Source organism: Streptomyces sp. RB17 (genome assembly GCF_009604455.1).
GTDB lineage: Bacteria > Actinomycetota > Actinomycetes > Streptomycetales > Streptomycetaceae > Streptomyces.
On the sequence record NZ_WEGL01000001.1, the window covers coordinates 524315 to 545804 of the forward strand.

The window sequence follows — 21490 nt, forward strand, 5'->3', positions numbered from 1 at the left end:
TCGATTCCGCCGTACGAGACGTTCTCCTCTCGTGCGGCGGATCGTTGATATAGAGGCATAAGCTCCCCCAAATGGGCCCCTCGGGTTTGCGTTTCGCGTAACGCGTCGCGTATCGCCCCCAGCAAAGGGCCCCCGAATTCCTATTGAGGAAGGGCACGGCCGCCGCACGTGAGGGACACGAAAGAGAGCCGGCTGCTCCTGGTCCTGCTGGTTGCCATCGCATTCGCGCTGATCACGGTGGACATCCGCGGGGGCAGGAACTCCCCGGTCGATGGTGCCCGGCAGGCCGCGGCCGCGGTCTTCGGCCCCGTCGAGAACGGGCTGTCCTCGGCGGTCGAGCCGGTCGGCAACGCCGTCTCCGCGATCCGGGACTCCGGCGGCCGGCACGCCCGGCTCGCCCGGCTGGAGAAGGAGAACGCGGCTCTCAAGGCCAAACTCGGCAGCGACGACCGCAACCGCAGCCGGCTGAACCAGCTCGACAAGATGCTGAAGATCGCCGGCGAGGGCCAGTACGGCATCAAGGGTGCCCAGGTCATCGCCATAGGAGCGGCCCAGGGCTTCTCCTGGACCATCACCATCGACGCCGGCGCCAACGACGGCATCAAGCGCGACATGACCGTGCTCAACGGCGACGGCCTGGTCGGCCGCGTCACCACCGTCGGCCCGGACACCTCCACCGTGCTGCTCGCCAACGACCCCGACTTCACCGTCGGCACCCGCATGGAGGGCAGCGACGAACTCGGCTTCGCCTCCGGGCAGGGCGACCGGCCGCTGCGCGTGGAACTGCTCAACGCCAAGGCGGAGGTGAAGAAGGGCGACCGCCTGGTCACCTTCGGCTCGCAGGCCGACCGGCCGTTCGTGCCCGGTGTCCCGGTCGGCGTGGTCTCCCGTGTCGAGCCCTCCAACGGCGGCCTCACCCGCACCATCTACGTCACCCCGTACGTCGGCTTCACCAAGCTCGACATCGTCGGCGTGGTCGTCCAGGCCCCGAAGAAGGACCCGCGCGACGAGGTCCTGCCGGCCCAGCCCAAGCCCGTACCGACACCGACGGTGACCGTCACGGTGACCCCCTCGGCCAACGCGAACGACTCGACCGGCCCGCAGCAGTAGGAGCTGACCTTTCCATGCGCCTCAATCGGATCCTGCTCTCCAGCGCGCTGGTCGTCGTGGCCCTGGTGATCCAGGTGAGCGTCCTGTCCCGCCTGCATCTGCCCGGCGCCGTCCCCGACCTGCTGCTGCTCACCGTCCTGGGCCTTGCCATGGTGTACGGCCATGTCGGCGGCGCCCTGGTCGGCTTCGGCGCCGGCCTGCTCGCCGACCTCGCCCCGCCCGCCGACCACGCGGCCGGCCGCTACGCCCTCGTGCTGTGCGTCACCGGCTACTTCGCCGGGCTCATCAGGCCGGAGCACGGCCGCCTGAAGTCGGCGACCGGCCCGATGGCCGTCGTGGTCGCCGCCGCCATCGGGTCCACGCTGCTGTACGCGGGTGTGGGCGCGCTCGTCGGCGACACCGCCGCCCGCCATGTCGGCCTGCCCGGGCTGCTGTTCTCGGCGGCCCTGTACGACCTGCTGCTGGCCCCGTTCGTGGTCCCCGGGATCATGTGGCTGGCCCGCCGTGCGGACAACGACCCGCTGACCGAGTCCGGCCCCGCCGTCAAGGCCGGAGACATCTCCACCGGCTGGCTCTCCTCCGGCACCGGCCTGCGCATCGGCAGCCAGCGCGGCGGCTTCGGCGCGCTGAAGGCCAAGGCCCGCACCCGCTCCGCGCGGGTCGGCCGGATCAAGGGGGTCAAGCGGCTGTGAGGACGAGTCAGGCCGCCGGGGAATCCCCGGAGTTCACCCGAACGGGTCGGCTTTCGTGGAACGCGCGTTCACAGGCTGGTCGTTCATCATTCGTACGCGCTCTCGCACCATCGCACTGAGAGGGGGAGGCAGCCGCAGTGACCAACATCCCCGAGACCGGTCGGACCCCAAGGGTCCAGATCCGGCTCGTCGTGATCCAGATCCTCGTCCTCTCCCTGCTCGGCACGCTCGGCGGCCGGCTCTGGTACCTGCAGATCCGCGAGGGCGCCCAGTACCAGAAGGAGGCGTCCGGCAACCACGTCCAGCAGGTCGTCGACCCCGCCGTGCGCGGCGACATCCTGGACGCCCGCGGAGTGCCCCTCGCGGACAACGAGACCCGCCTGGTCGTCTCCGCCTCCCGCACCGACCTGCTCAAGCAGAAGGACGACGGCAGGGCGGTCCTCACCAAGCTGGCCGGCGTCCTCGGCGTGAAGCCCGAGGAGGTCATCCAGAAGGTCCGGCTGTGCGACGCCAAGACCCCCAAGCCGTGCTGGAACGGCTCGCCGTACCAGCCGATCCCGATCACCGACAAGGCCACGCCCAAGCAGGCCCTGCAGATCCGTGAGCGCGCCGAGGACTTCCCCGGCATCACCGCCGAGCCCGAGGCCGTGCGCCGCTACCCCGGCCCGGGCAATTCCAACACCGCGCAGGTGCTCGGCTACCTCTCGCCCGTCACCGACGCCGAGATCCAGCAGGCCAAGGGCACCGGCTCGCCCTACCTGCGCTCCGACATGGTCGGCCGCTCCGGCCTGGAGCGGGAGTACGACAAGGAGCTGCGCGGCAAGGCCGGCGTCACCCGCTACGAGGTCGACAACCTCGGCCGGGTCATCGGCAAGGCCAAGTCGGACGCCGCGGAGCCCGGCTCGAACCTGGTCACCAGCATCGACTCCCGCGTCCAGCGCGTCGCCGAGTACGAGCTGGACAAGGCGATGAAGGCCGCCCGCCAGCAGTACGACGACATCACCCACGAGAACTACAAGGCCGACTCCGGCGCCGTCGTCGTCATGGAGGCCAAGACCGGCCGGATCGTCGCGATGGCCTCCGCGCCGACCTACGACCCGAACGTGTGGGTGGGCGGCATCTCCGCCAAGGACTACAAGGCCCTCACCGGCAAGGACTCCGACTACCCGCTGCTCAACAGGGCCATCCAGGGCCAGGCGGCCCCCGGTTCGACGTTCAAGGTGGTCTCCACGGCCGCCGCGGTCAACGCCGGCTACGCCTGGGACGGCGGCTACCCCTGCACCAGCTCGTACTCGGTCGGCGGCCAGGTCTTCAAGAACTTCGAGGGCGAGAACTTCGGCGACATCTCCCTCGGGCGCGCGCTCGAGGTCTCCTGCGACACCGTCTTCTACGGCCTCGCCGACAAGGAGTGGAAGCGGGACGGCGGCATCAACCCCAAGAAGGGCCAGCCGAAGGACTACTTCTTCAAGACCGCCCACCAGTTCGGCCTCGGCAAGGAGACCGGCATCGACCTCCCCAACGAGGTCACCGGCCGGGTCCCCGACCGCCAGTGGAAGCTCGACTACTGGAAGGCCAACAAGGACGCCTGGTGCAAGAGCGGCAAGAAGGACGGTTCCTACGTCGAGAAGATCGCCTACGAGAACTGCCTCGAAGGCAACAAGATGCGCGAGGGTGACGAGATCAACTACTCCATCGGGCAGGGCGACACCCTCGTCACGCCGATACAGGAGGCGATGATCTACGGCGCCGTCGCCAACGGCGGCACCGAGTACGTCCCGGCCATCGGCAAGGCGATCATCAGCGGCGACGGCAAGAGCGTCCAGGAGATCAAACCCAAGGTGCAGCGCAAGCTGCCGGTCAGCCAGGCCACCCTCAAGGGCATGGACGACGCCTTCGCGGGCGTCATCACGCGCGGTACGGCCGCGTGGAAGTTCAACGGCTGGCCGCAGAACAAGATCCCGCTGCACGGCAAGACCGGTACGGCGGAGGTCTACGGCAAGCAGACCACCGGCTGGCTGGCCACGTACTCCAAGGACTACTCGGTGATCATGACGATCTCCCAGGCCGGTACGGGTTCCGGTTCCGCCGGTGAGGCCGTGCGCAACATCTACAGCGCGCTCTACGGCGTCCAGGGCGACGGCTCCATCGACACCAAGAAGGCGCTGCTGCCCGAGCCGCAGAAGGGCCTGCCGAAGGTCCGCACCGACGGCACGATCGACGCCCCGAAGGTGGCCGGCGACCCGGCGAAGGACACCGAGGCCTCCCAGCAGGGCAACCCCAGCAACGGCAACGACCAGCAGCCCGCCACCTCGCCCTCGCCCACCACGGGCAACCGCAACACCCGCAGGCGATCACGCAGGATCCCCGGGCGGGGAAGCCGGAGGATGCCCTCATGACCGGCGCGAACAGCTTCTCCGTCTCCGGGTACGGCCCCGAGCGGGCCGGCTGGACCAGGATCTTCGCCCGCGACTCGCTGGCCCGCAGGCTCGACTGGCCGATACTGCTGGCCGCCGTCGCGCTGTCCCTGATCGGGTCCGCGCTGGTGTTCTCGGCGACCCGCAACCGCACCGAGATCAACCAGGGTGATCCGTACTTCTTCCTGGAACGGCACCTGATGAACCTCGGCATCGGGTTCGCCCTGATGATCGGCACGCTCTGGCTGGGCCACCGCGCCCTGCGCAACGCCGTGCCGATCCTCTACGGCCTGTCGGTGCTGCTGGCGCTGACGGTCCTCACCCCGCTCGGCGCCACCATCAACGGCCAGCGCAACTGGCTCGTCGTCGGCGGCTTCTCGCTCCAGCCCGCCGAGTTCCTCAAGGTGACGATCATCCTGGGCATGGCGATGATGCTCGCCGCCCGGGTGGACGCCGGCGACAAGCCGTACCCCGACCACCGGACGGTGGCCCAGTCCCTGGGCCTCGCGGCCGTACCGTGCCTGATCCTGCTGCTCATGCCGGACCTCGGCTCGGTGCTCGCCATGGTGGCCATCATCCTGGGCGTGCTGCTCGCCTCCGGCGCCTCCAACCGCTGGATCTTCGGCCTGCTCATCATGGGTGTGATCGGCTGTGTCGCGATCTGGCAGCTGCACATCCTGGACCAGTACCAGATCAACCGCTTCGCCGCGTTCGCCAACCCGGACCTGGACCCGGCGGGCGTCGGCTACAACACCAACCAGGCCCGTATCGCCATCGGCTCCGGCGGCCTGACCGGGGCCGGCCTCTTCCACGGCTCGCAGACCACCGGCCAGTTCGTGCCCGAGCAGCAGACGGACTTCGTCTTCACGGTCGCGGGGGAGGAGCTGGGCTTCGTCGGCGCCGGCTTCATCATCTTCCTGCTCGGCGTGGTGCTGTGGCGGGCCTGCCGTATCGCCCGCGACTCCACCGAGCTGTACGGGACGATCGTGGCCGCCGGGATCGTCGCCTGGTTCGCCTTCCAGGCCTTCGAGAACATCGGCATGACCCTCGGCATCATGCCGGTCACCGGTCTGCCGCTGCCCTTCGTGTCGTACGGCGGCTCGTCGATGTTCGCGATCTGGGTGGCCGTGGGACTGCTGCAGTCGATCAAGGTCCAAAGACCCATGTCGGCGTAGGCCTCCGGCGGTCCGGCGGGGGCCTACGGGGTTGGCGTTCCCCGCGCGCTCCGGAGGGTCGTTCACCGGGTGGATGACGGGAATTTTCCGGCCATTCACCCCGGACCGCCCCTGCCGCACCGCCCCGCGGACAACTAGATTCGATCCATGGCGGATGCGAAACGCGAGATCGAGCGCAAGTACGAGTCCGACGACAGCGGGCTGCCCGACCTGACCGGCGTCGGCGGAGTGGCGGCCGTCCTGGACAAGGGCGTGGTGGAGCTCGACGCCACCTACTACGACACCGCCGACGAGCGCCTGGCCGCCGCCGCCCTCACCCTGCGCCGCCGCACCGGGGGCTCGGACGCCGGCTGGCATCTGAAGTTCCCGGTCGGACCGGGCGTGCGGGACGAGATTCGGGCCCCGCTCTCCGACACCGTCCCCGAGGAGATCGCCGCCCTGGTCCGGTCCCGGGTCCGGGACGACGAGCTGGTCCCGCTGGTCCGGCTGCGCTCCGCCCGGGACGTGCGCCACCTGGTCGACGCCGAGGGCGCCCTGCTGGCCGAGGCGAGCGTCGACGCCGTGACCGCCGAGCGGCTCGGCGGCAGGGGCGGGGCCGCCCAGTGGACCGAGATCGAGGTGGAGCTGGCCGACGACGGCGACCCCGCCTTCCTGGACCTGGTGGAGAAGCGGCTGCGCAGGGCGGGCGTACGGCCCTCGAAGTCGCCGTCGAAGCTCGCCCGGGCCCTGGAGCAGACGGGCGGACGGCGCCCCAGGAAGGACAAGCCCGCGCCGCAGGTGACCGCCGGCGACCACGTTCTCGCCTATCTGCGCGCCCAGCGGGACGTGCTGGTCGACCTCGATCCCGCCGTCCGCCGCGACATACCCGACTCGGTGCACCGTATGCGGGTCGCCACCCGTCGCGCCCGCAGCACCCTGCGCAGCTTCCGCTCCGTCCTCGACCGCGCCGTCACCGACCCCGTCGCGGCCGAGCTGAAGTGGCTCGCGGGCGAGCTGGGCGTGGGCCGCGACCAGGAGGTGATGGCCGAACGCCTGACGGCCGCCCTGGACGCCCTGCCGCCCCACCTGGTCGCCGGACCGGTCCCCGAACGCCTCGCCTCCTGGGCCCAGGCCCGCCGCGGCGGCGCACAGTCCCATCTGGCCGGCGTGCTGGACTCCCGCCGCTATCTGACCCTGCTGGACACCCTGGACGCGCTCCTCGCCGACCCGCCGCTGCGCAAGGCCGCCGGGAAGAAGCCGGGGAAGGTCCTCGCCAAGGCCGCGGCCAAGGACCTGGCGACCGTGTCCGCCCTGGTCGAGCAGGCGATCGACGTGCCGCCCGGCGAGGAACGCGACGTCGCCGTGCACGAGGCCCGCAAGAAGGCCAAGCGCACCCGGTACGCGGCCGAGGCGGCCGCCCCGGCCCTCGGCGGCCCGGCCCGCTCCCTCACCAAGGCCATGAAGTCCCTGACCACCCTCCTCGGCGACCACCAGGACAGCGTCATGACCCGCCTGACCCTGCGCGAGCTGTCCGCGGTGGCCCATGCGGCGGGGGAGAACACCTTCACGTACGGGGTGCTGTACGGGCGCGAGGAGGCCCGGGCGGCGCAGGCCGAGGCGGAGCTGCCGCGACTGTGGAAGGAGATCGGGTCCACGGCGGCCGTCTGAGCGTACGGGGGAGCCCTTCGGCCGGGTTACGCTTGATGGTCACCCCTGTCAGCTCACGAAGGTTCGCGAGATGCCTGCCGAAGCCGCCGAGTCGGTGTTCCCGCAGCTCGAAGCACTGCTCCCGCATGTGCAAAAGCCCATCCAGTACGTCGGCGGAGAGCTCAACTCCACCGTCAAGGACTGGGACGAGTGCGACGTCCGCTGGGCGCTCATGTACCCGGACGCATACGAGGTCGGTCTGCCCAACCAGGGCGTCCAGATCCTCTACGAGGTCCTCAACGAGCAGGAGGGCGTCCTCGCCGAGCGCACCTACAGCGTGTGGCCGGACCTGGAGGCGCTGATGCGCGAGCACGGCGTCCCGCAGTTCACGGTGGACAGCCACCGCCCGCTGCAGGCCTTCGACGTGTTCGGCCTCAGCTTCTCCACGGAGCTGGGCTACACGAACATGCTCGCCGCCCTGGACCTGGCCGGAATCCCCCTGGAGTCCAAGGACCGCACGGACGACGACCCGATCGTCCTGGCCGGCGGCCACGCGGCGTTCAACCCGGAGCCGATCGCCGACTTCATCGACGCGGCGGTCATCGGCGACGGCGAGCAGGCCGTGCTCGACATGACCCGGATCATCCGCGCGTGGAAGGCCGAGGGCCGCCCCGGCGGCCGCGAGGAGGCCCTGTTCCGCCTGGCGAGGACGGGCGGGGTGTACGTCCCGGCCTTCTACGACGTCGAGTACCTCCCCGACGGCCGTATCGCCCGCGTGGTCCCGAACAGAAGCGGTGTCCCCTGGCGCGTGTCCAAGCACACGGTCATGGACCTGGACGAGTGGCCGTACCCCAAGCAGCCCCTCGTCCCGCTGGCCGAGACGGTCCACGAGCGCATGTCGGTGGAGATCTTCCGCGGCTGCACCCGCGGCTGCCGCTTCTGCCAGGCCGGCATGATCACCCGCCCGGTGCGCGAGCGCTCGATCACGGGCATCGGCGAAATGGTCGACAAGGGCCTCAAGGCGACGGGCTTCGAGGAGGTGGGCCTCCTGTCCCTCTCCTCCGCGGACCACTCGGAGATCGGCGACATCGCCAAGGGCCTGGCCGACCGCTACGAGGACGACAAGATCGGCCTCTCGCTCCCTTCCACCCGCGTCGACGCCTTCAACATCGACCTGGCCAACGAGCTGACCCGCAACGGCCGCCGCTCGGGCCTGACCTTCGCCCCGGAGGGCGGCTCGGAGCGCATCCGCAAGGTCATCAACAAGATGGTCTCCGAGGACGACCTGATCCGCACGGTCGCCACGGCCTACGGCAACGGCTGGCGCCAGGTGAAGCTGTACTTCATGTGCGGCCTGCCGACGGAGACCGACGACGACGTCCTCCAGATCGCCGACATGGCGACGCACGTCATCCAGAAGGGCCGCGAGGTCTCCGGCTCGAACGACATCCGCTGCACGGTCTCGATCGGCGGTTTCGTTCCCAAGCCCCACACCCCCTTCCAGTGGGCCCCGCAGCTGAGCGCCGAGGAGACGGACGCGCGCCTGGCCAAGCTCCGCGACAAGATCCGCGGCGACAAGAAGTACGGCCGCTCGATCGGCTTCCGCTACCACGACGGCAAGCCGGGCATCGTCGAGGGCCTCCTCTCCCGCGGCGACCGCCGTATCGGCGCCGTCATCCGCGCGGTGTACGACGACGGCGGCCGCTTCGACGGCTGGCGCGAGCACTTCTCCTACGACCGCTGGATGGCCTGCGCGGACAAGGCCCTCGTCCCCTACGGCGTCGACGTCGACTGGTACACCACCCGCGAGCGCTCCTACGAGGAGGTCCTCCCCTGGGACCACCTCGACTCCGGCCTGGACAAGGACTGGCTCTGGGAGGACTGGCAGGACGCCCTCGACGAGACGGAGGTCGAGGACTGCCGCTGGACGCCCTGCTTCGACTGCGGTGTCTGCCCCCAGATGGACACGGCCATCCAAATCGGCCCGACCGGCAAGAAGTTGCTCCCCCTGACGGTCAAGAACGCCGGCCCGACCCCGGCTTCGAGTGGTCACGCGCACTGAGGTGGGCGAGGTACTCGATCGGGTGATGGAGGTGCTGGCGGGGGCGAGCGAGGAGGAGGTGGCTGCGGCGTTGGCTGCGGCCGGTGCTTCGAGCCCTCGTCCTTCGGCGCCGCCGGTGTTCTCTCGGACGCCGCTGCCGGGCCCTGGACGAGTTCCACACATCGTCTCCGAGGTGGAGTGGGTCTCAGGTCCCCTCCAGGTCTGTGCGCGACTGCCTGGCCCCGCGAGCCCTCTTTCCTGATTGGGAGGGGGCTCGTTGGTGTTCGGTGACTCGTGAGTCCGTGGGCGGCGCTGTGGAGTGCTCAACGCAACTGAGTTGCAACTTGTGCTCTACGTCGTCAGGGCGGCTGGCTCCGCTCACTGCGCGCGGCCCTCGCGACCGGGCTGACGATCGCCGCGTACACGGTGATCGACGATCCCGCGTACGCGCCGCGCACTCCAGGCTCGGGTACGTCGTCTGGGAGTCGGGCGACGCCGAGCATGGCCTGGTGAACGCCGTTGCCTTTGAGGCGGCCGCCATCCGGAAGCCTGTGAACGACTGGCGCGATGGCAATATGCCGGCTGCCCGGTAGCTGGACGGCAGAGCCGAAGGCTGCTTGTGCTGCCTAGGATCTTCGTACGTAGGCGAAACCTCAGGGGCGGAACCGCGAAGCCTAGGAGTGGAGCATGAGGAAGTACATCTGCGGCGCGGCGCTCATACTTGCGGTGGTGCCGGCGCTGGCCGGTTGCGGCGCTTTTGGGAAGGGCGCGCCCACACCGGTCGCGACAGGCCCGGTGACGATGCCCGATCTGGCCGGGAAGAACGCCGAGAAGGCCGAGGAACAGATGTCGAAGCTCGGTGTGCCCAAGAGCCGGATCAAGCTGCGGGCAGATGACGGAAACCACGTGGTGGTGCTGGTGGCATCGAACTGGGACGTGAACACCCAGTCGGTGAAGGCGGGCGCGCAGCTCGGAGTGAAGCAAGTGCTCGTGCTCGGCGTGGGCAAGTTGACGTGGCGCGAGCGTCATCACGGCCACCTGCTCTAGAGGTTGTCTCAGCCCGTACGCCGTCCTCGGCGCCCCCTGTCCGTCGCTGCGTGTGCCTTGTTCCTGTGGGCCAAGGCCCGCGCTGAGCAGTCCTCGGTCGAGCTCTGCTTACGCAGTAATAGCTTGGCTGGCTGCGGCGGCAAGTTTCTTAGCCGGGCACGCAGTCAATGACTTGCCAATGAACATGCCAACAATGGATCAAGTCCACTACTACAGCATGTAGTGTCCCCTACGAGTGCCGGGCATGGGCATGACGTCACAGGGGGACGGCCGTGAAGGACCTTCGCACGCCCACACGGGGCGACTTCCACGCTTACGCGGATCTCGCGAAAAAGCAGGGCAGCCATTTGAGCACCCTCGTGCAATGGAGCAGCAACGAGTGCGCCAAGGCCGACGGCCTGGACGGACTGCTCCTCCCGCTGCGCCCGCTCATCCCAGAAGTCTCGGCCTTCTTCCACGGCAAGTTCGCGCAGTGCGAGCGGGGCATGGTCCTGGTCGGTGAAAAGATCCACCGTACGAGTGCCGTCTATACGGAAACCGACCAGAACGTCGCGCTGCGACTGCGCAACATATACCCACAGGCTTCCTCCCACTTCCCGGACATCGGAGCGATTCCCGGCCTTCACCGCGTCGGCAACTTCAACGATGAAGAGGTCGAACTGAAGGCACCGGACAGCGCCGAGGACGACACGTCCAGGAACATCGAGCATCAGCTCTGGGCACTGGGCTGGAACAGCGACCTCAGGGGTGCAGACTCGATATTCAAGTTCTGTACTGGCAAGAGCCTCGTTGAGCTCCTACTCACCCCGCTGTCCGGCAAGTACGGCCGACTGCTCTACCTGCACGACGTCTACGATGCGTTGGGTGATGCCGCGTACACCGTGACCGGTACCTTGCGTAAAGGCTCCTGGGAGCTCGGGACGGAGTGGACGGGCCAGGCCGCGACTGCCTTCGACTCGTACCTGTTCAACTGGACGATGGGCATGGGTGGAGTCGGCGATGCGGCCAAGGAGGCGGCCAAGCTCTACAAGGTGGGCTACGAGACCATCGTCGTGCTTGTTCATCTCGCCCTCAGGGAAATCAATAAGTTGATCAACAATGAGATCAAGGAACTCGTCAAGCAGGCCGAAGAAATGGCCGCAGGCGATGCCATGATCGAGGGAATCGGCCTGGGGCCCGAGGATCCGTTGGCGGACGCCGTCGCAGGCTTCTTCACGGCGGACAAGATGTACAAGATCTACAAGATCGTCAAATACATCATCACCGGTATCGCGATCATCGAGGGTATATACGGCAAGATCTCGGACGCCGTAGAAGCGATCAATAAGGGCGTCCGGCAAATCGTCGAGTTCAGCAAGGCGCCCGAGATGCCCGAGATACCCAGCGTCAGCAGCCTCCTCGACGAGGTCGAGCAGCACGGCTTCGCATTCGAAAAGAGCGACGGCTGGAACGCTACCGTCGGCGCCGCCCGTATCGGCCTGCTCCCGGCAGCCTGAGCACTCGGAGTGTGACTCATGTCCTCCTACTACGACTATCGCCCACAGGGCCCCGAGCGCGCCCCCGCCGCGGGAGAGCAGGCAGAGCCGGCCGACCGGCTCAGCGACGTACTGCTGACAGGTCGGAGCCCGCAACAGGAAGAGATCGCCGACAGGATCTACCAGGAGTTGAAGGCCGGCGCCCAGGTCGATGACATCAAGCACCTCATCGGGCAGCTGAGCCGGACCGCCACCGAGGACGCCCGCCGTCGAGCCGTGGGACGGGGCGGAGGCGGCCGACGATGATCCAGTCGCTCAGCTCATTCACTGTCACGGCCGACTACGGTCGCGCGCACACCACGTACAACGTTCACGTCGACGGACAGCAGACTCCGGTGGCCCGCATGCACAAGGACACCGTATACAGCAGCCCAAGCGAATACCGGGTGTACACGGACCCGGGGCTCGACCAACTTGTCGGCTATGTAACCGACTTCAGCGCCAAGTTGGCCGACCGCACACCACTCGGCAAGGCCGAAACGCGGAATCGGGCGCTGCGTGACGTTGAGTGGACCGTCATTCAGAACGGACTGGGCGAGTTGATCGGTAAGTCGGCCGGCGTCAGCACCAAGCTGCGCCGCGACTCCAGACTGGGAAACCTCCTCGCGGTACCGGCGAGCGAGTTCGCCTTCACCACTCGCCTCCACTTCCGGTCACCGGAATCCGCCGGCTTCGAACTGACACGACTCCGTGGAGTCCGTGCACGATACGCCGCCACCATCCACGATGACCGCGTCAACAGGCTGCTCATCCTCGCCTGCGTCGCGCACTACGCCGAACACCATGCCCAGGACATCCGTCAGCCCCTCGCAGAGATGACCGCCAACCCCTTCAAACGCTGAGGCCAACGCCGGCCTTCTCCAGGATCGTCGGCGTCATCACTTCACCGCGCGGATGACGGAGACGGGACAGGCAGGCTCGGCAGTGCCCTCCGGCGCGCCGCACATCCGCAAGATCGTGTCAGGAGCTCTACGGGCGTCGTCAGTCGAGGGCTGGTCACTGGATGCCGCTGATTGACGTAGGGTGTTCCTACGCCGACGCGGGGTGGAGCAGCTCGGTAGCTCGCTGGGCTCATAACCCAGAGGTCGCAGGTTCAAATCCTGTCCCCGCTACTACATGAAGCAGAGCCTGGACATGCACGCCAGGTTCTGCCTTCATATGTTGCTAGAGATCTTTAACGGTGCGGGTTACGCCGGGTCGTGACGGGACGCTGTCCCACCGGGTGGTGTAGGCCGTGAGGATCTTCCCCCGCAGAGTCCAGCTCGAACATGACGCCGATCAGTGGTTCTGCTGCTTGTGTCACTTGCCGAGGACCTGCGACGGAAACCGCCGCTACGGCGGCACTGAATTCGGTCCACAACTCATGCGTGCGAAGGAATCGCTCCTCCCGCAGTGACGTGTAGGCCTGGCGTCGCATGTCGTCGCGCCAACGCGCCCGTTCAGCACGGCGTTGCTGTCACTGGCCAAGCAGGGTCAGCCAACCGCCTACCAACCCACCTGCCGCACCTACTGCTGCCTCGAGCACTGCTGCTATTCCAGAATCCACGACTGGCTATTAGATCGATGGGAGTGGACTAGCACAAGATCAGCAGAATGCTCAGCCCGGCGGTCTGAGACGAAGACACCGGCACCTGGTTGAGGGTGAGTGCCTTGGGCCCCGGTTGCGCCGACACCTTAGCGCCGGCAGGTCCCTCGCTTGTGCCCGCGAAGTCTCAGAGGCCTGTGCCTCGAGCGGGTGTGGGGATGCCTGCCCGCAGATGGACACTCGGATACAAATCGGCCCGACCGGCAAGAAGTTGCTCCCCCTGACGGTCAAGAACGCCGGCCCGACCCCGGCTTCGAGTGGCCACGCGCACTGAAGTGGGCGAGGCACTCGATCGGGTGATGGCGGTGCTGGCGGGGGCGAGCGAGGAGGAGGTGGCGATTGCGCTGGCCGCGGTCGGCGCTTCGCGTCCTCGCTTGCCAGACCGGTCGACCTTGTCCCGGACGCCGTTGCCGGGTCCTTTCCTCAAGCGCGAGTTGCTCCACGGAAGGCACTGGACCTCGAAGGCACAGACTCGGCTGGAGCTGTTCCGCTGGCTTTCGTACTACAACCGGCGCCGTCGGCATTCCGCGCTCGGCTACCTCACACCAGCCGAGTTCGAACAGCAACTGACCACATCACATACGCTGTCACTCGTCGCATGAAACCCGGTGTCCACTCCCAGGGATCAACCTCAGGTTCCGGATGCCATCATTTGCGTACACACTGGCGGGGCTGCGCCCACCCGTTAGGTTCGGTGTGACTACCGGTGTGATCGCGACGCGGACAGGGCGACTGTCGTCTTCGCCGGGACAGGCACAGCGCATCCTCTTGCGGCGATCAGATCTGGTTGAGTCCGCCATCCACGAAAAGCTCGGATCCGGTGACGAAGCTGCTCTCATTGCTGGCGAGGAACAGTGCGGCAGCAGCGGCCTCGTCCGGGTGCCCCATGCGACCCAGCGGAATCTGGCTGGCGAAGGCGTGCCTCATCTGTGCGGCCTGGTCGGCGTCGGCAGCCAGGCCGGTGATGCCCGGGGTGACGATCGGGCCGGGGACCAGGGTGTTCACCCGGATCGCGCGGCCGCTTAGTTCGTTGGCCCAGGTGCGCGAGAAGGAACGGACTGCGGCCTTGGACGCGGCGTACACGCCAAAGGCGGCGCCGCCTGAGGTTGCGGCAGTCGATCCGGTCAGGATCACCGAGGCGCCGTCGTTGAGCAGCGGAATGGCCTTCTGAACAGTGAAGAGCATTCCCCGTACGTTGATGTTGAAGGTGGCGTCGAAGTGCTCCTCGGTGACCTGCTCAAGAGCAGCGAACTGACCGCCGCCCGCGTTGGCGAACAGTACGTCGATGGGCTGGCCTCGCTCGGCGACAGCCGCGTAGAGGCGGTCGATGTCCGCGAGATCCGCGACGTCGCCCCTGACGGCGGTGGCTTCGCCGCCGATCTCGGCCAGTGCGGCGTCGAGGGCCTCCTGCCGGCGGCCGGTGATGAACACGTGGGCGCCTTCACGTGCGAATCGCTTGGCGGTGGCCAGTCCGATTCCGCTGTTGCCTCCGGTGATGACTGCCGTCTTCCCGTCAAGCTGCCCCATGATCGTTTACCCCTGTCCGGTGCGAACGCCAGAAGTCGTGCACCAAGTGTCACTGCGGTTTTACAGCCCGAACCGGACGGCCCCGAGCCCGGTTATGGACTATACGGTAAAGAACCTTGTTATGGACCGCACGGACAAAAACGTGACCGCGGGCACGCTGTCGAGGCGCGACAGGGCGGCCGGCACAGGCCTGTCCGCGAGGGCGCCGGGAAAACCCCTGACGGAGAGCCGTGCATTGCGCGCCCCCTATTGCCCGGCCTCACCCTGCACGGCGGCCCTGCACGGCGGCGACGAGGGGAACGCCCAGGGCGCGTCACCGCGAGCAGCCGGGCCTGTGCTGCGCGCCCGACGATCTGGACCGATGGGTCAAGAAGAACGTACGCTGCTTCCCATGGGACGACCGCGGAATTTCGATGACAACCAGGTACTGGAGTCTGCGCGCGAGCAGTTCTGGAATCAGGGGTACGCGGCTACATCACTGCAGAACCTGACGGACGCCACCGGGCTGGGCAAGGGAAGTCTGTACGGCGCCTTCGGCGACAAGCGGCAGCTGTTCTTGCACGTGCTGGACGGCTACCGCGAGGAACAGCTGAACGGCGTCCGGGCGGTCCTCACCGGGCCCGGGACGCCCTTCGAACGCCTGACCCTGCTCGTTGAGGGGGTGGCCAAGGGATTCACGGAGGACCCGCAGCGCCGCGGCTGTCTTCTGGCCAACAGCACGTCCGAGCTGCACAGCAACGATCCGGATGTGGTCTCCCAAGCCCGGACCACCTATCAGGCGGTCGAAGATCTTCTGATCGCCTGCGTAAAGGAAGCCCAGGACGACGGGACGGTCGAACCGAGCGCGGACGCCCAGGAGCTCGGGCGACTGCTCCTCGCCGTCATGCAGGGCATCGAGTTTCTCGCCAAGACCGACATGGACGGCTCAGCTCTGCTGCAGATAGGCCAGGCCGCCCTCAAGCAGCTGTCCCGGCACTGAACATCCTGCGGGTCGGCATCGTCCACAGGTGATATGCCGACAAACAGCGATCAGGGTGGGCCCGCCTAGGATCGGCGCGCGAGCGTCCAGCGCGCCTGCCCTCCGAACGTTCCCACGAGTGGCCCGGCCGCCCGCCCCGGCACAGTTGCCGACCCGCCCCTTTCGTCATGCCCTTGAGCGGGCCCTCTTCGGCCGTGCGGCTGCGCCATCGACTGCGCCTCACCGCGGGCCGGACGACGCTCTGGCAGCCGACGGCGCCGGACCGATTCACGCGAGCGCTGCGGGCGAGCTCTACAGATTCCCGCACAGGACCTTGTTCGCGGCTCTCTTTCGAATGCCGGCGGCGCGGCGAGCGCTCAAATAGTGGATTGATCGACTGACTTCGCAACGCATGTGAAGGAGACCTACGTTCTTGACTGAACGGTCCATAAGTTCTACCTTTGAAATGCGACCCGCGGATTCGCTACTGCAAGGGGACTTCGGGTCGGCGGTAGACAGGTACAGACTGTTCCGCTGCACGGCAGGGAAACCGCCGGGCGGGACTGCGCGAGGTCTCGCGTGCCCCTCCGCAAACGACTGCACACGCCCAACGAAAAGTGATCATCATGACCACCCCTCCCCAGCCGCTCTTCACCTACAGCCTCCACAACGTGACGATTTCCGTCAGTGACCTCGACGCGTCGATCCAGTGGTGGAACCGGGTGTTCGGCCTCACCCTGGTGGCGAAGTCCCGCTTCGACGCCATCGGAGCGGACGTTGCCTTCTTGGAGGGGCCCGGTTTCCGGCTCGAGCTCCTTCAGCCCGCAAACGGTGTGCGGATCCCTGAACTGACGGCAGAGCCCCCCGCCCACATCCGCCCGATCGGCAACAAGGCCCTGGTCTTCCGTGTCGAGGACCTCGAGAGCGTGACCCGCACCTTCCGTGATCTGGGGGTGACGACCGTCTGGGAGCAGATGGACCTCGGCGACGGCAGTATCTCGACCGCGATCCGTGACAACGACGGAAATCTCATCAACGTCTTCCAGCAAGGAGCAAGCCCGGTCGGCTGACACGGCGAACCGATCAACCTGGCCGCCGAGCCAGATTCAGCCGCTCCGGACGTAGTTGTCCGGGACATGGTTCGGGGGCGCCGCCGACCGCCGCCGCTGCCTCACGCAGGTTTGCGGCGGCCGGCCGGCGAATGCCCTTTGCGCATGCGGCCAACGCGCGGTCTGTCAGGCGATGAGCCGGCGCTCCCGGGCGGCCAATTCACAGCGCCGATTCCCAGCAGTTCCAGCGGTAGTGCTGCCGTTCACCGGGGCGCGAGCCGCCGCTAACTCCGCGCGAACTCAAGCAGGTCTTTGTTGAAGATCTCGGCGTACTTGGGCACCATCGCAAGGCCATGAGGTGCGCCCTCGTAGACCTTGTACTGCGCGCCCTTGACGATCTTGGATGATTTGGCGCCCGCGGAGACGATGGGCACGATCTGGTCGTCGTCGCCATGCACGATCAGTGTCGGCACATCGACCTTCTTCAGGTCCTCGGTCGTGTCCGTCTCGGAGAACGCCTTGATGCAGTCGTAGGCGCCCTTGATGCCGACTGTCATGCTCCAGAGCCAGAACTCGTCACGCGTTCCCTGGGAGACGGTCGAGCCCTCGCGGTTGGCACCGTAGAACGGGGCACTGAGGTCCTTGTAGTACTGCGAGCGGTCCGTGAGCACACCCTGGCGGATCTCGTCGAACACCTCGATCGGCAGGCCCTCAGGGTTGGCTTCCGTCTTGAGCATCAGCGGCGGGATCGCGCCGAGCAGGACCAGCTTGGCGACCCGTGCCGTGCCGTGCCGGCCGATGTAGCGGGTGACTTCGCCGCCGCCGGTGGAGTGCCCGACCAGAATGACGTCGTGCAGGTCTTCGGTTTCGATGACCGCGGCCAGGTCGTCGGCGTACGTGTCGAGGTTGTTGCCGTCCCAGGGCTGACCGGAGCGGCCGCCACCGCGCCGGTCGTGAGCGATGGCGCGGAATCCGTTGTCCACCATGAGCTTCATCTGGGGGTCCCAGGCGTCGGCGGTGAGCGGCCAGCCGTGGGAGAAGAGCACGGGCCGGCCCGAGCCCCAGTCCTTGTAGAAGATCTGCGTGCCGTCCTCGGCGGTGGCGAAGGGCATGGTTGCGCTCCTCTCGATGTCCGCTCGCGGGTCCCTTACGTCACGCCCTCCGGGGATGTGACGCGAAAGCGGCGCCGCATGAGATCAACATTAATTGCGGGGCAGCGATTCAGCGCGTCTGGAACCACCGCTTCGGTACGAGTGGGACGGTCGTTGCCTGACAGGCGAGGAAGTGGTCTGTCTCGTACGGTGGTCCTTGCGGTCAGGAGAATTCACCGCTTACGCCACCCGAGTGAACTCCGGGCACAGTCACCCACCCGCCCTGAACATCACCACCGGTGGCGGACGGCAGCCAGGTGATCACGGGTCGTTACTACTCCTTCTGTGGCACGCGGAGGGCAGGACATGGGATCCGACGTTGACGTGCTGGTCGTCGGTGCTGGTCCAGCGGGGTTGCTGCTCGCAGGTGACCTGGCCGAGGCCGGAGTGCGCTGCACCGTCGTGGAACGGCGAGAAGGGGAATCCCAGCTGACACGCGCATTCGCCGTTCACGCCCGAACGATGGAGCAACTGGACGCCCGCGGCCTGGCCGACGACCTGCTTCTGACCGGCCTCCGCAATCCGATCTTGCAATTTCTGCGGATCGATCTGTCGCACCTGCCGACCCGTTACCCCCACGTGCTCGTGACGCCCCAGTACAACACCGAGCGACTGCTCCTGTCCCGCGCCCTGACACACGGCGTGAACATCATGCGGGCCCACGAAGTGACTGGCGTCCAGCAAGACCCGAGCGGTGTCGACGTCACCGTGAAGACACCAGCCGGCACTGAACACAGCCTGCGCGCAGACTTCGTCGTCGGCGCAGACGGACGAAACAGCTGCGTGCGCCAGTCCCTCGGCCTCCCATTCCCCGGCCGCTCCGCCGTTCGCTCCATGATGCTCGCAGACGTCCGGATGGCTGATCCGCCGAAGCAGCCGCCCACCGTGGCGGCGACCGGAGACGCCTTCGCCATTGTCGTCCCGTTCGGCGACGGCTGGTTCAGGGTCATGGCCTGGAATCGCCACCACCCCATGCCCGACAACGCCTCGGTCGATCTGGAAGAAATCAAGGACGTCGCCCGCCAGGCGCTCGGCAGCGACTTCGGCATGCACGACCCTCGCTGGCTCTCCAGATTCCACAGCGACGAACGCCAGTCACCCCGCTACCGAGTAGGCCGAGTATTCCTCGTCGGCGACGCCGCCCACGTCCATTCCCCGGCCGGCGGCATGGGCCTCAACACCAGCATCCAGGACTCCGCAAACCTGAGCTGGAAACTCGCAGCCGTTCAGCGTGGCCGCGCACCAGACACCCTGCTCGACAGCTATCAGAACGAACGGCACCCGGTGGGACACCGGGTTCTGCGGATGAGCGGGGCACTGCTCCGCGGCGTCCTCACCACACCACGGGCATTGTGCGGCCTCCGTGACTTGTCAGCGCGTACGGTGCTGCAAATCCCACCAGTGGCCCGACGACTGGCCATGGCAATCTCGGGAATCGACATTTCCTACGCCGCCGCGGTCGGCGCGCATCCCCTTGTCGGGAAGCGGGCACCTGACGTCCCCCTCAGCGACGGACGCAGACTCTACGAAGCCCTCCGTAAGCGACGGTTCGTCCTTGTCACACCGTCCGACACGGAGGGCTTCCCCTCACTGATCACAGAGTGGGCCGGCGAGGTGGAGATCGTATCCCCGAAGGGCGCTACCAAAAAGAGTGTTCTGGTCAGACCAGACGCCTATATCGCATGGGCCATCTCGGACGAGTCACCTGAACATCGCATCGACGCGGCCCGTAAAGCATTGACCGAATGGTGCGGCACACAGGGCTCCAGCTCTGTAGCCCCTTCACCCGACTAGGGTCTGTCGTCAAATGATCTTGAGTGGTGGATCACGGTCGGATGATACGTCGCCATGAACTGTCCGATGCCGAACGGGAGTTCGTCCGGCTGTTGCTGCCCGTGTCGTCGCGGGGGCGCAAGCGGCTGGACGACCGCAGGGTCCTCAACGGGATCGTGTGGAAGTTCCGTACAGGCACGGCCTGGCGGGACGTGCCCGAGCGGTACGGGTCGTGGGCCACGCTGCACACCCGTTTTCGCCGGTGGGCGGCGGACGGCACGTTCGAGCGGATGCTCCGCGCCGCCCAGGTCCGGGCGGGCGCCGCCGGGGACATCGACTGGCTGGTGTCGGTCGACTCCACGATCGTCCGCGCCCACCAGCATGCCGCCGGCGCCCGAAAAGGGGGCTCCGCAACCCGGCGCTCGGACGCTCCCGAGGCGGCCTGACCAGCAAGATCCACCTGGGCTGCGACGGCGCGGGCCGCCCGCTCGCCTTCACCGTCACGGGCGGCAACACCAAGGACTGCACCCAGTTCATCGCCGTGATGGAGGCGATCCGGGTGCCCAGGACGGGTCCGGGACGGCCCCCGGTGCGGCCCTCACACGTCCTGGGCGACAAGGGCTACAGCTCCAGGGCGATCCGAAGCCGGCTGCGTCGGCGCGGGATCAGCCACACCATTCCCGAGCGAGCCGACCAGGTCCGCAACCGGTTGAACCGCGGCAGCCGTGGTGGACGGCCCCCGGCCTTCGATCGCGACGCCTACAAGCGGCGCAACGTGGTGGAACGGTGCTTCAACAAGCTGAAGCAGCGGCGCGGTGATTGGTAGCCCTCGACCGAACTGGCAGCTCGTTGATAGGTGTCGAGAAACGCCACTTCGTGCTGGTCGCACACGGCGTCAGTCGGTACCCAATGCTTCGCGTACGGCTTGCCGAAAGGCGGCCCGAGGCGCCTGGATCGCGTCCAGGGCGGTATCAAACCTCTCAACGAAGGCGGTCAAGCCGTGTTGTCGGCCGGCTTGCACCGCATCGCGCCAGTCGGTCCCCGCAGAGTCCAGCTCGAACATGACGCCGATCAGTGGTTCTGCTGCTTGTGTCACTTGCCGAGGACCTGCGACGGAAACCGCCGCTACGGCGGCACTGAATTCGGTCCACAACTCATGCGTGCGAAGGAAACGCTCCTCCCACAGGCCGTCATCACCCCTGTTGGACCGCAAGGTATCAGTGGCGAGCCACCAGCCGGCCGAGAGCCTCTCGCAGCAGTCCAGCAGTGACGTCGATGGGAGTGGACTAGTACAAGATCAGCAGAATGCTCAGCCCGGCGGTCTGAGACGAAGACGCCGGCACCTGGTTGAGGGTGAGTGCCTTGGGCCCCGGTTGCGCCGACACCTTAGCGCCGGCAGGTCCCTCGCTTGTGCCCGCGAAGTTTCAGAGGCCTGTGCCTCGAGCGGGTGTGGAGCTGCCTGCCCCCAGATGGACACGGCCATCCAAATCGGCTCGACCGGCAAGAAGTTGCTTCCTCTGACGGTCAAGAACGCCGGCCCGACCCCGGCTTCGAGTGGCCACGCGCACTGACGTGGGGTGAGGCACTCGATCGGGTGAGGGAGGCGCCGGCGGGGGCGAGCGAGGAGGAGGAGGTGGCGGCTGTGTCGGCTGCGGTCGGCGCTTCGGTCCCTCGCCCGTCGGCGCCGCCGGCGCCCTCTCGGACGCCGTTGCCGGGCCCTGGAAGTACCCCGTACATCGTTTCCGAGATGGAGTGGGTCTTGAGGGACCAGCCGGCTTGCGCGTGATCGGTCGGCCGTCGATCCCCC

General features: G+C 67.4%; 15 protein-coding genes, 1 tRNA gene and 2 pseudogenes. 16 read left to right on the plus strand and 2 right to left on the minus strand.

Going from position 1 to position 21490, the window contains the following annotated elements:
* Positions 1 to 168 precede the first annotated feature (168 nt).
* The 12 genes and pseudogenes from mreC to SRB17_RS02465 all read left to right on the plus strand — a co-directional run.
* Entirely contained in the window at positions 169 to 1110 is a 942-nt protein-coding gene (gene mreC, locus SRB17_RS02410) for a rod shape-determining protein MreC (RefSeq protein WP_323374862.1), read from the plus strand.
* Between the two features lie 14 nt (positions 1111 to 1124).
* On the plus strand, positions 1125 to 1802 hold the full coding sequence (mreD, locus tag SRB17_RS02415; protein WP_153534164.1) for a rod shape-determining protein MreD: 678 nt from the start codon (positions 1125 to 1127) through the stop codon (positions 1800 to 1802).
* Between the two features lie 137 nt (positions 1803 to 1939).
* On the plus strand, positions 1940 to 4198 hold the full coding sequence (gene mrdA / locus SRB17_RS02420; RefSeq protein ID WP_323374863.1) for a penicillin-binding protein 2: 2259 nt from the start codon (positions 1940 to 1942) through the stop codon (positions 4196 to 4198).
* Entirely contained in the window at positions 4195 to 5391 is a 1197-nt protein-coding gene (gene rodA, locus SRB17_RS02425) for a rod shape-determining protein RodA (RefSeq protein ID WP_153534166.1), read from the plus strand. The genes mrdA and rodA overlap by 4 nt, the downstream gene beginning before the upstream one ends.
* A 147-nt stretch (positions 5392 to 5538) precedes the next feature.
* On the plus strand, positions 5539 to 7038 hold the full coding sequence (locus SRB17_RS02430) for a CYTH and CHAD domain-containing protein (protein ID WP_153534168.1): 1500 nt from the start codon (positions 5539 to 5541) through the stop codon (positions 7036 to 7038).
* A 70-nt stretch (positions 7039 to 7108) separates the two neighbouring features.
* The gene (locus tag SRB17_RS02435) at positions 7109 to 9079 is read left to right on the plus strand and encodes a TIGR03960 family B12-binding radical SAM protein (protein ID WP_153534170.1); all 1971 of its coding nucleotides are present in this window, start codon (positions 7109 to 7111) and stop codon (positions 9077 to 9079) included.
* Positions 9080 to 9745: 666 nt separating this feature from the next.
* Positions 9746 to 10105, plus strand: coding sequence for a PASTA domain-containing protein (locus SRB17_RS02440; RefSeq protein ID WP_153534172.1), 360 nt, complete (start codon positions 9746 to 9748; stop codon positions 10103 to 10105).
* Between the two features lie 272 nt (positions 10106 to 10377).
* Positions 10378 to 11601 carry a hypothetical protein gene (locus SRB17_RS02445; RefSeq protein WP_153534174.1) on the plus strand — a complete coding sequence of 408 codons (1224 nt, stop codon included), beginning with the start codon at positions 10378 to 10380 and terminating at the stop codon, positions 11599 to 11601.
* An 18-nt stretch (positions 11602 to 11619) separates the two neighbouring features.
* Complete coding sequence (locus tag SRB17_RS02450; RefSeq protein ID WP_153534176.1) at positions 11620 to 11886, plus strand: hypothetical protein; 267 nt, start codon at positions 11620 to 11622, stop codon at positions 11884 to 11886.
* A complete protein-coding gene (locus tag SRB17_RS02455) occupies positions 11883 to 12482 on the plus strand; it encodes a hypothetical protein (protein ID WP_153534178.1) in 600 nt (199 codons plus the stop codon). Before SRB17_RS02450 ends, SRB17_RS02455 begins: the two co-directional genes overlap by 4 nt.
* Before the next feature lie 196 nt (positions 12483 to 12678).
* Positions 12679 to 12752, plus strand: a tRNA-Met gene (locus tag SRB17_RS02460).
* An 895-nt stretch (positions 12753 to 13647) separates the two neighbouring features.
* Positions 13648 to 13827: pseudogene (locus SRB17_RS02465) on the plus strand (IS3 family transposase); the annotation flags it as partial.
* Positions 13828 to 14002: 175 nt separating this feature from the next.
* Here the strand turns inward: SRB17_RS02465 and SRB17_RS02470 are convergent.
* Positions 14003 to 14752 (minus strand): glucose 1-dehydrogenase, encoded by a 750-nt coding sequence (locus tag SRB17_RS02470; protein ID WP_153534181.1) that lies wholly within the window; start codon positions 14750 to 14752, stop codon positions 14003 to 14005.
* 391 nt (positions 14753 to 15143) lie between these two features.
* On the opposite strand from SRB17_RS02470, the gene SRB17_RS45265 reads away from it, so the two are divergent.
* Together SRB17_RS45265 and SRB17_RS02480 are read left to right on the plus strand one after the other, a co-directional pair.
* Positions 15144 to 15731: a TetR/AcrR family transcriptional regulator gene (locus SRB17_RS45265; protein ID WP_194293878.1), complete on the plus strand. Its 588-nt coding sequence runs from the start codon at positions 15144 to 15146 to the stop codon at positions 15729 to 15731.
* A gap of 605 nt (positions 15732 to 16336) precedes the next feature.
* Positions 16337 to 16780 (plus strand): VOC family protein, encoded by a 444-nt coding sequence (locus SRB17_RS02480; RefSeq protein ID WP_228395863.1) that lies wholly within the window; start codon positions 16337 to 16339, stop codon positions 16778 to 16780.
* Between the two features lie 263 nt (positions 16781 to 17043).
* Here SRB17_RS02480 and SRB17_RS02485 read toward each other — a convergent pair whose 3' ends face one another.
* Positions 17044 to 17871 carry an alpha/beta fold hydrolase gene (locus tag SRB17_RS02485; protein ID WP_153534187.1) on the minus strand — a complete coding sequence of 276 codons (828 nt, stop codon included), beginning with the start codon at positions 17869 to 17871 and terminating at the stop codon, positions 17044 to 17046.
* 345 nt (positions 17872 to 18216) lie between these two features.
* On the opposite strand from SRB17_RS02485, the gene SRB17_RS02490 reads away from it, so the two are divergent.
* Positions 18217 to 19704: an FAD-dependent monooxygenase gene (locus SRB17_RS02490; RefSeq protein ID WP_153534189.1), complete on the plus strand. Its 1488-nt coding sequence runs from the start codon at positions 18217 to 18219 to the stop codon at positions 19702 to 19704.
* 41 nt (positions 19705 to 19745) lie between these two features.
* A pseudogene (locus SRB17_RS45900) lies at positions 19746 to 20497 on the plus strand (IS5 family transposase); the annotation flags it as partial.
* Positions 20498 to 21490 lie beyond the last annotated feature (993 nt).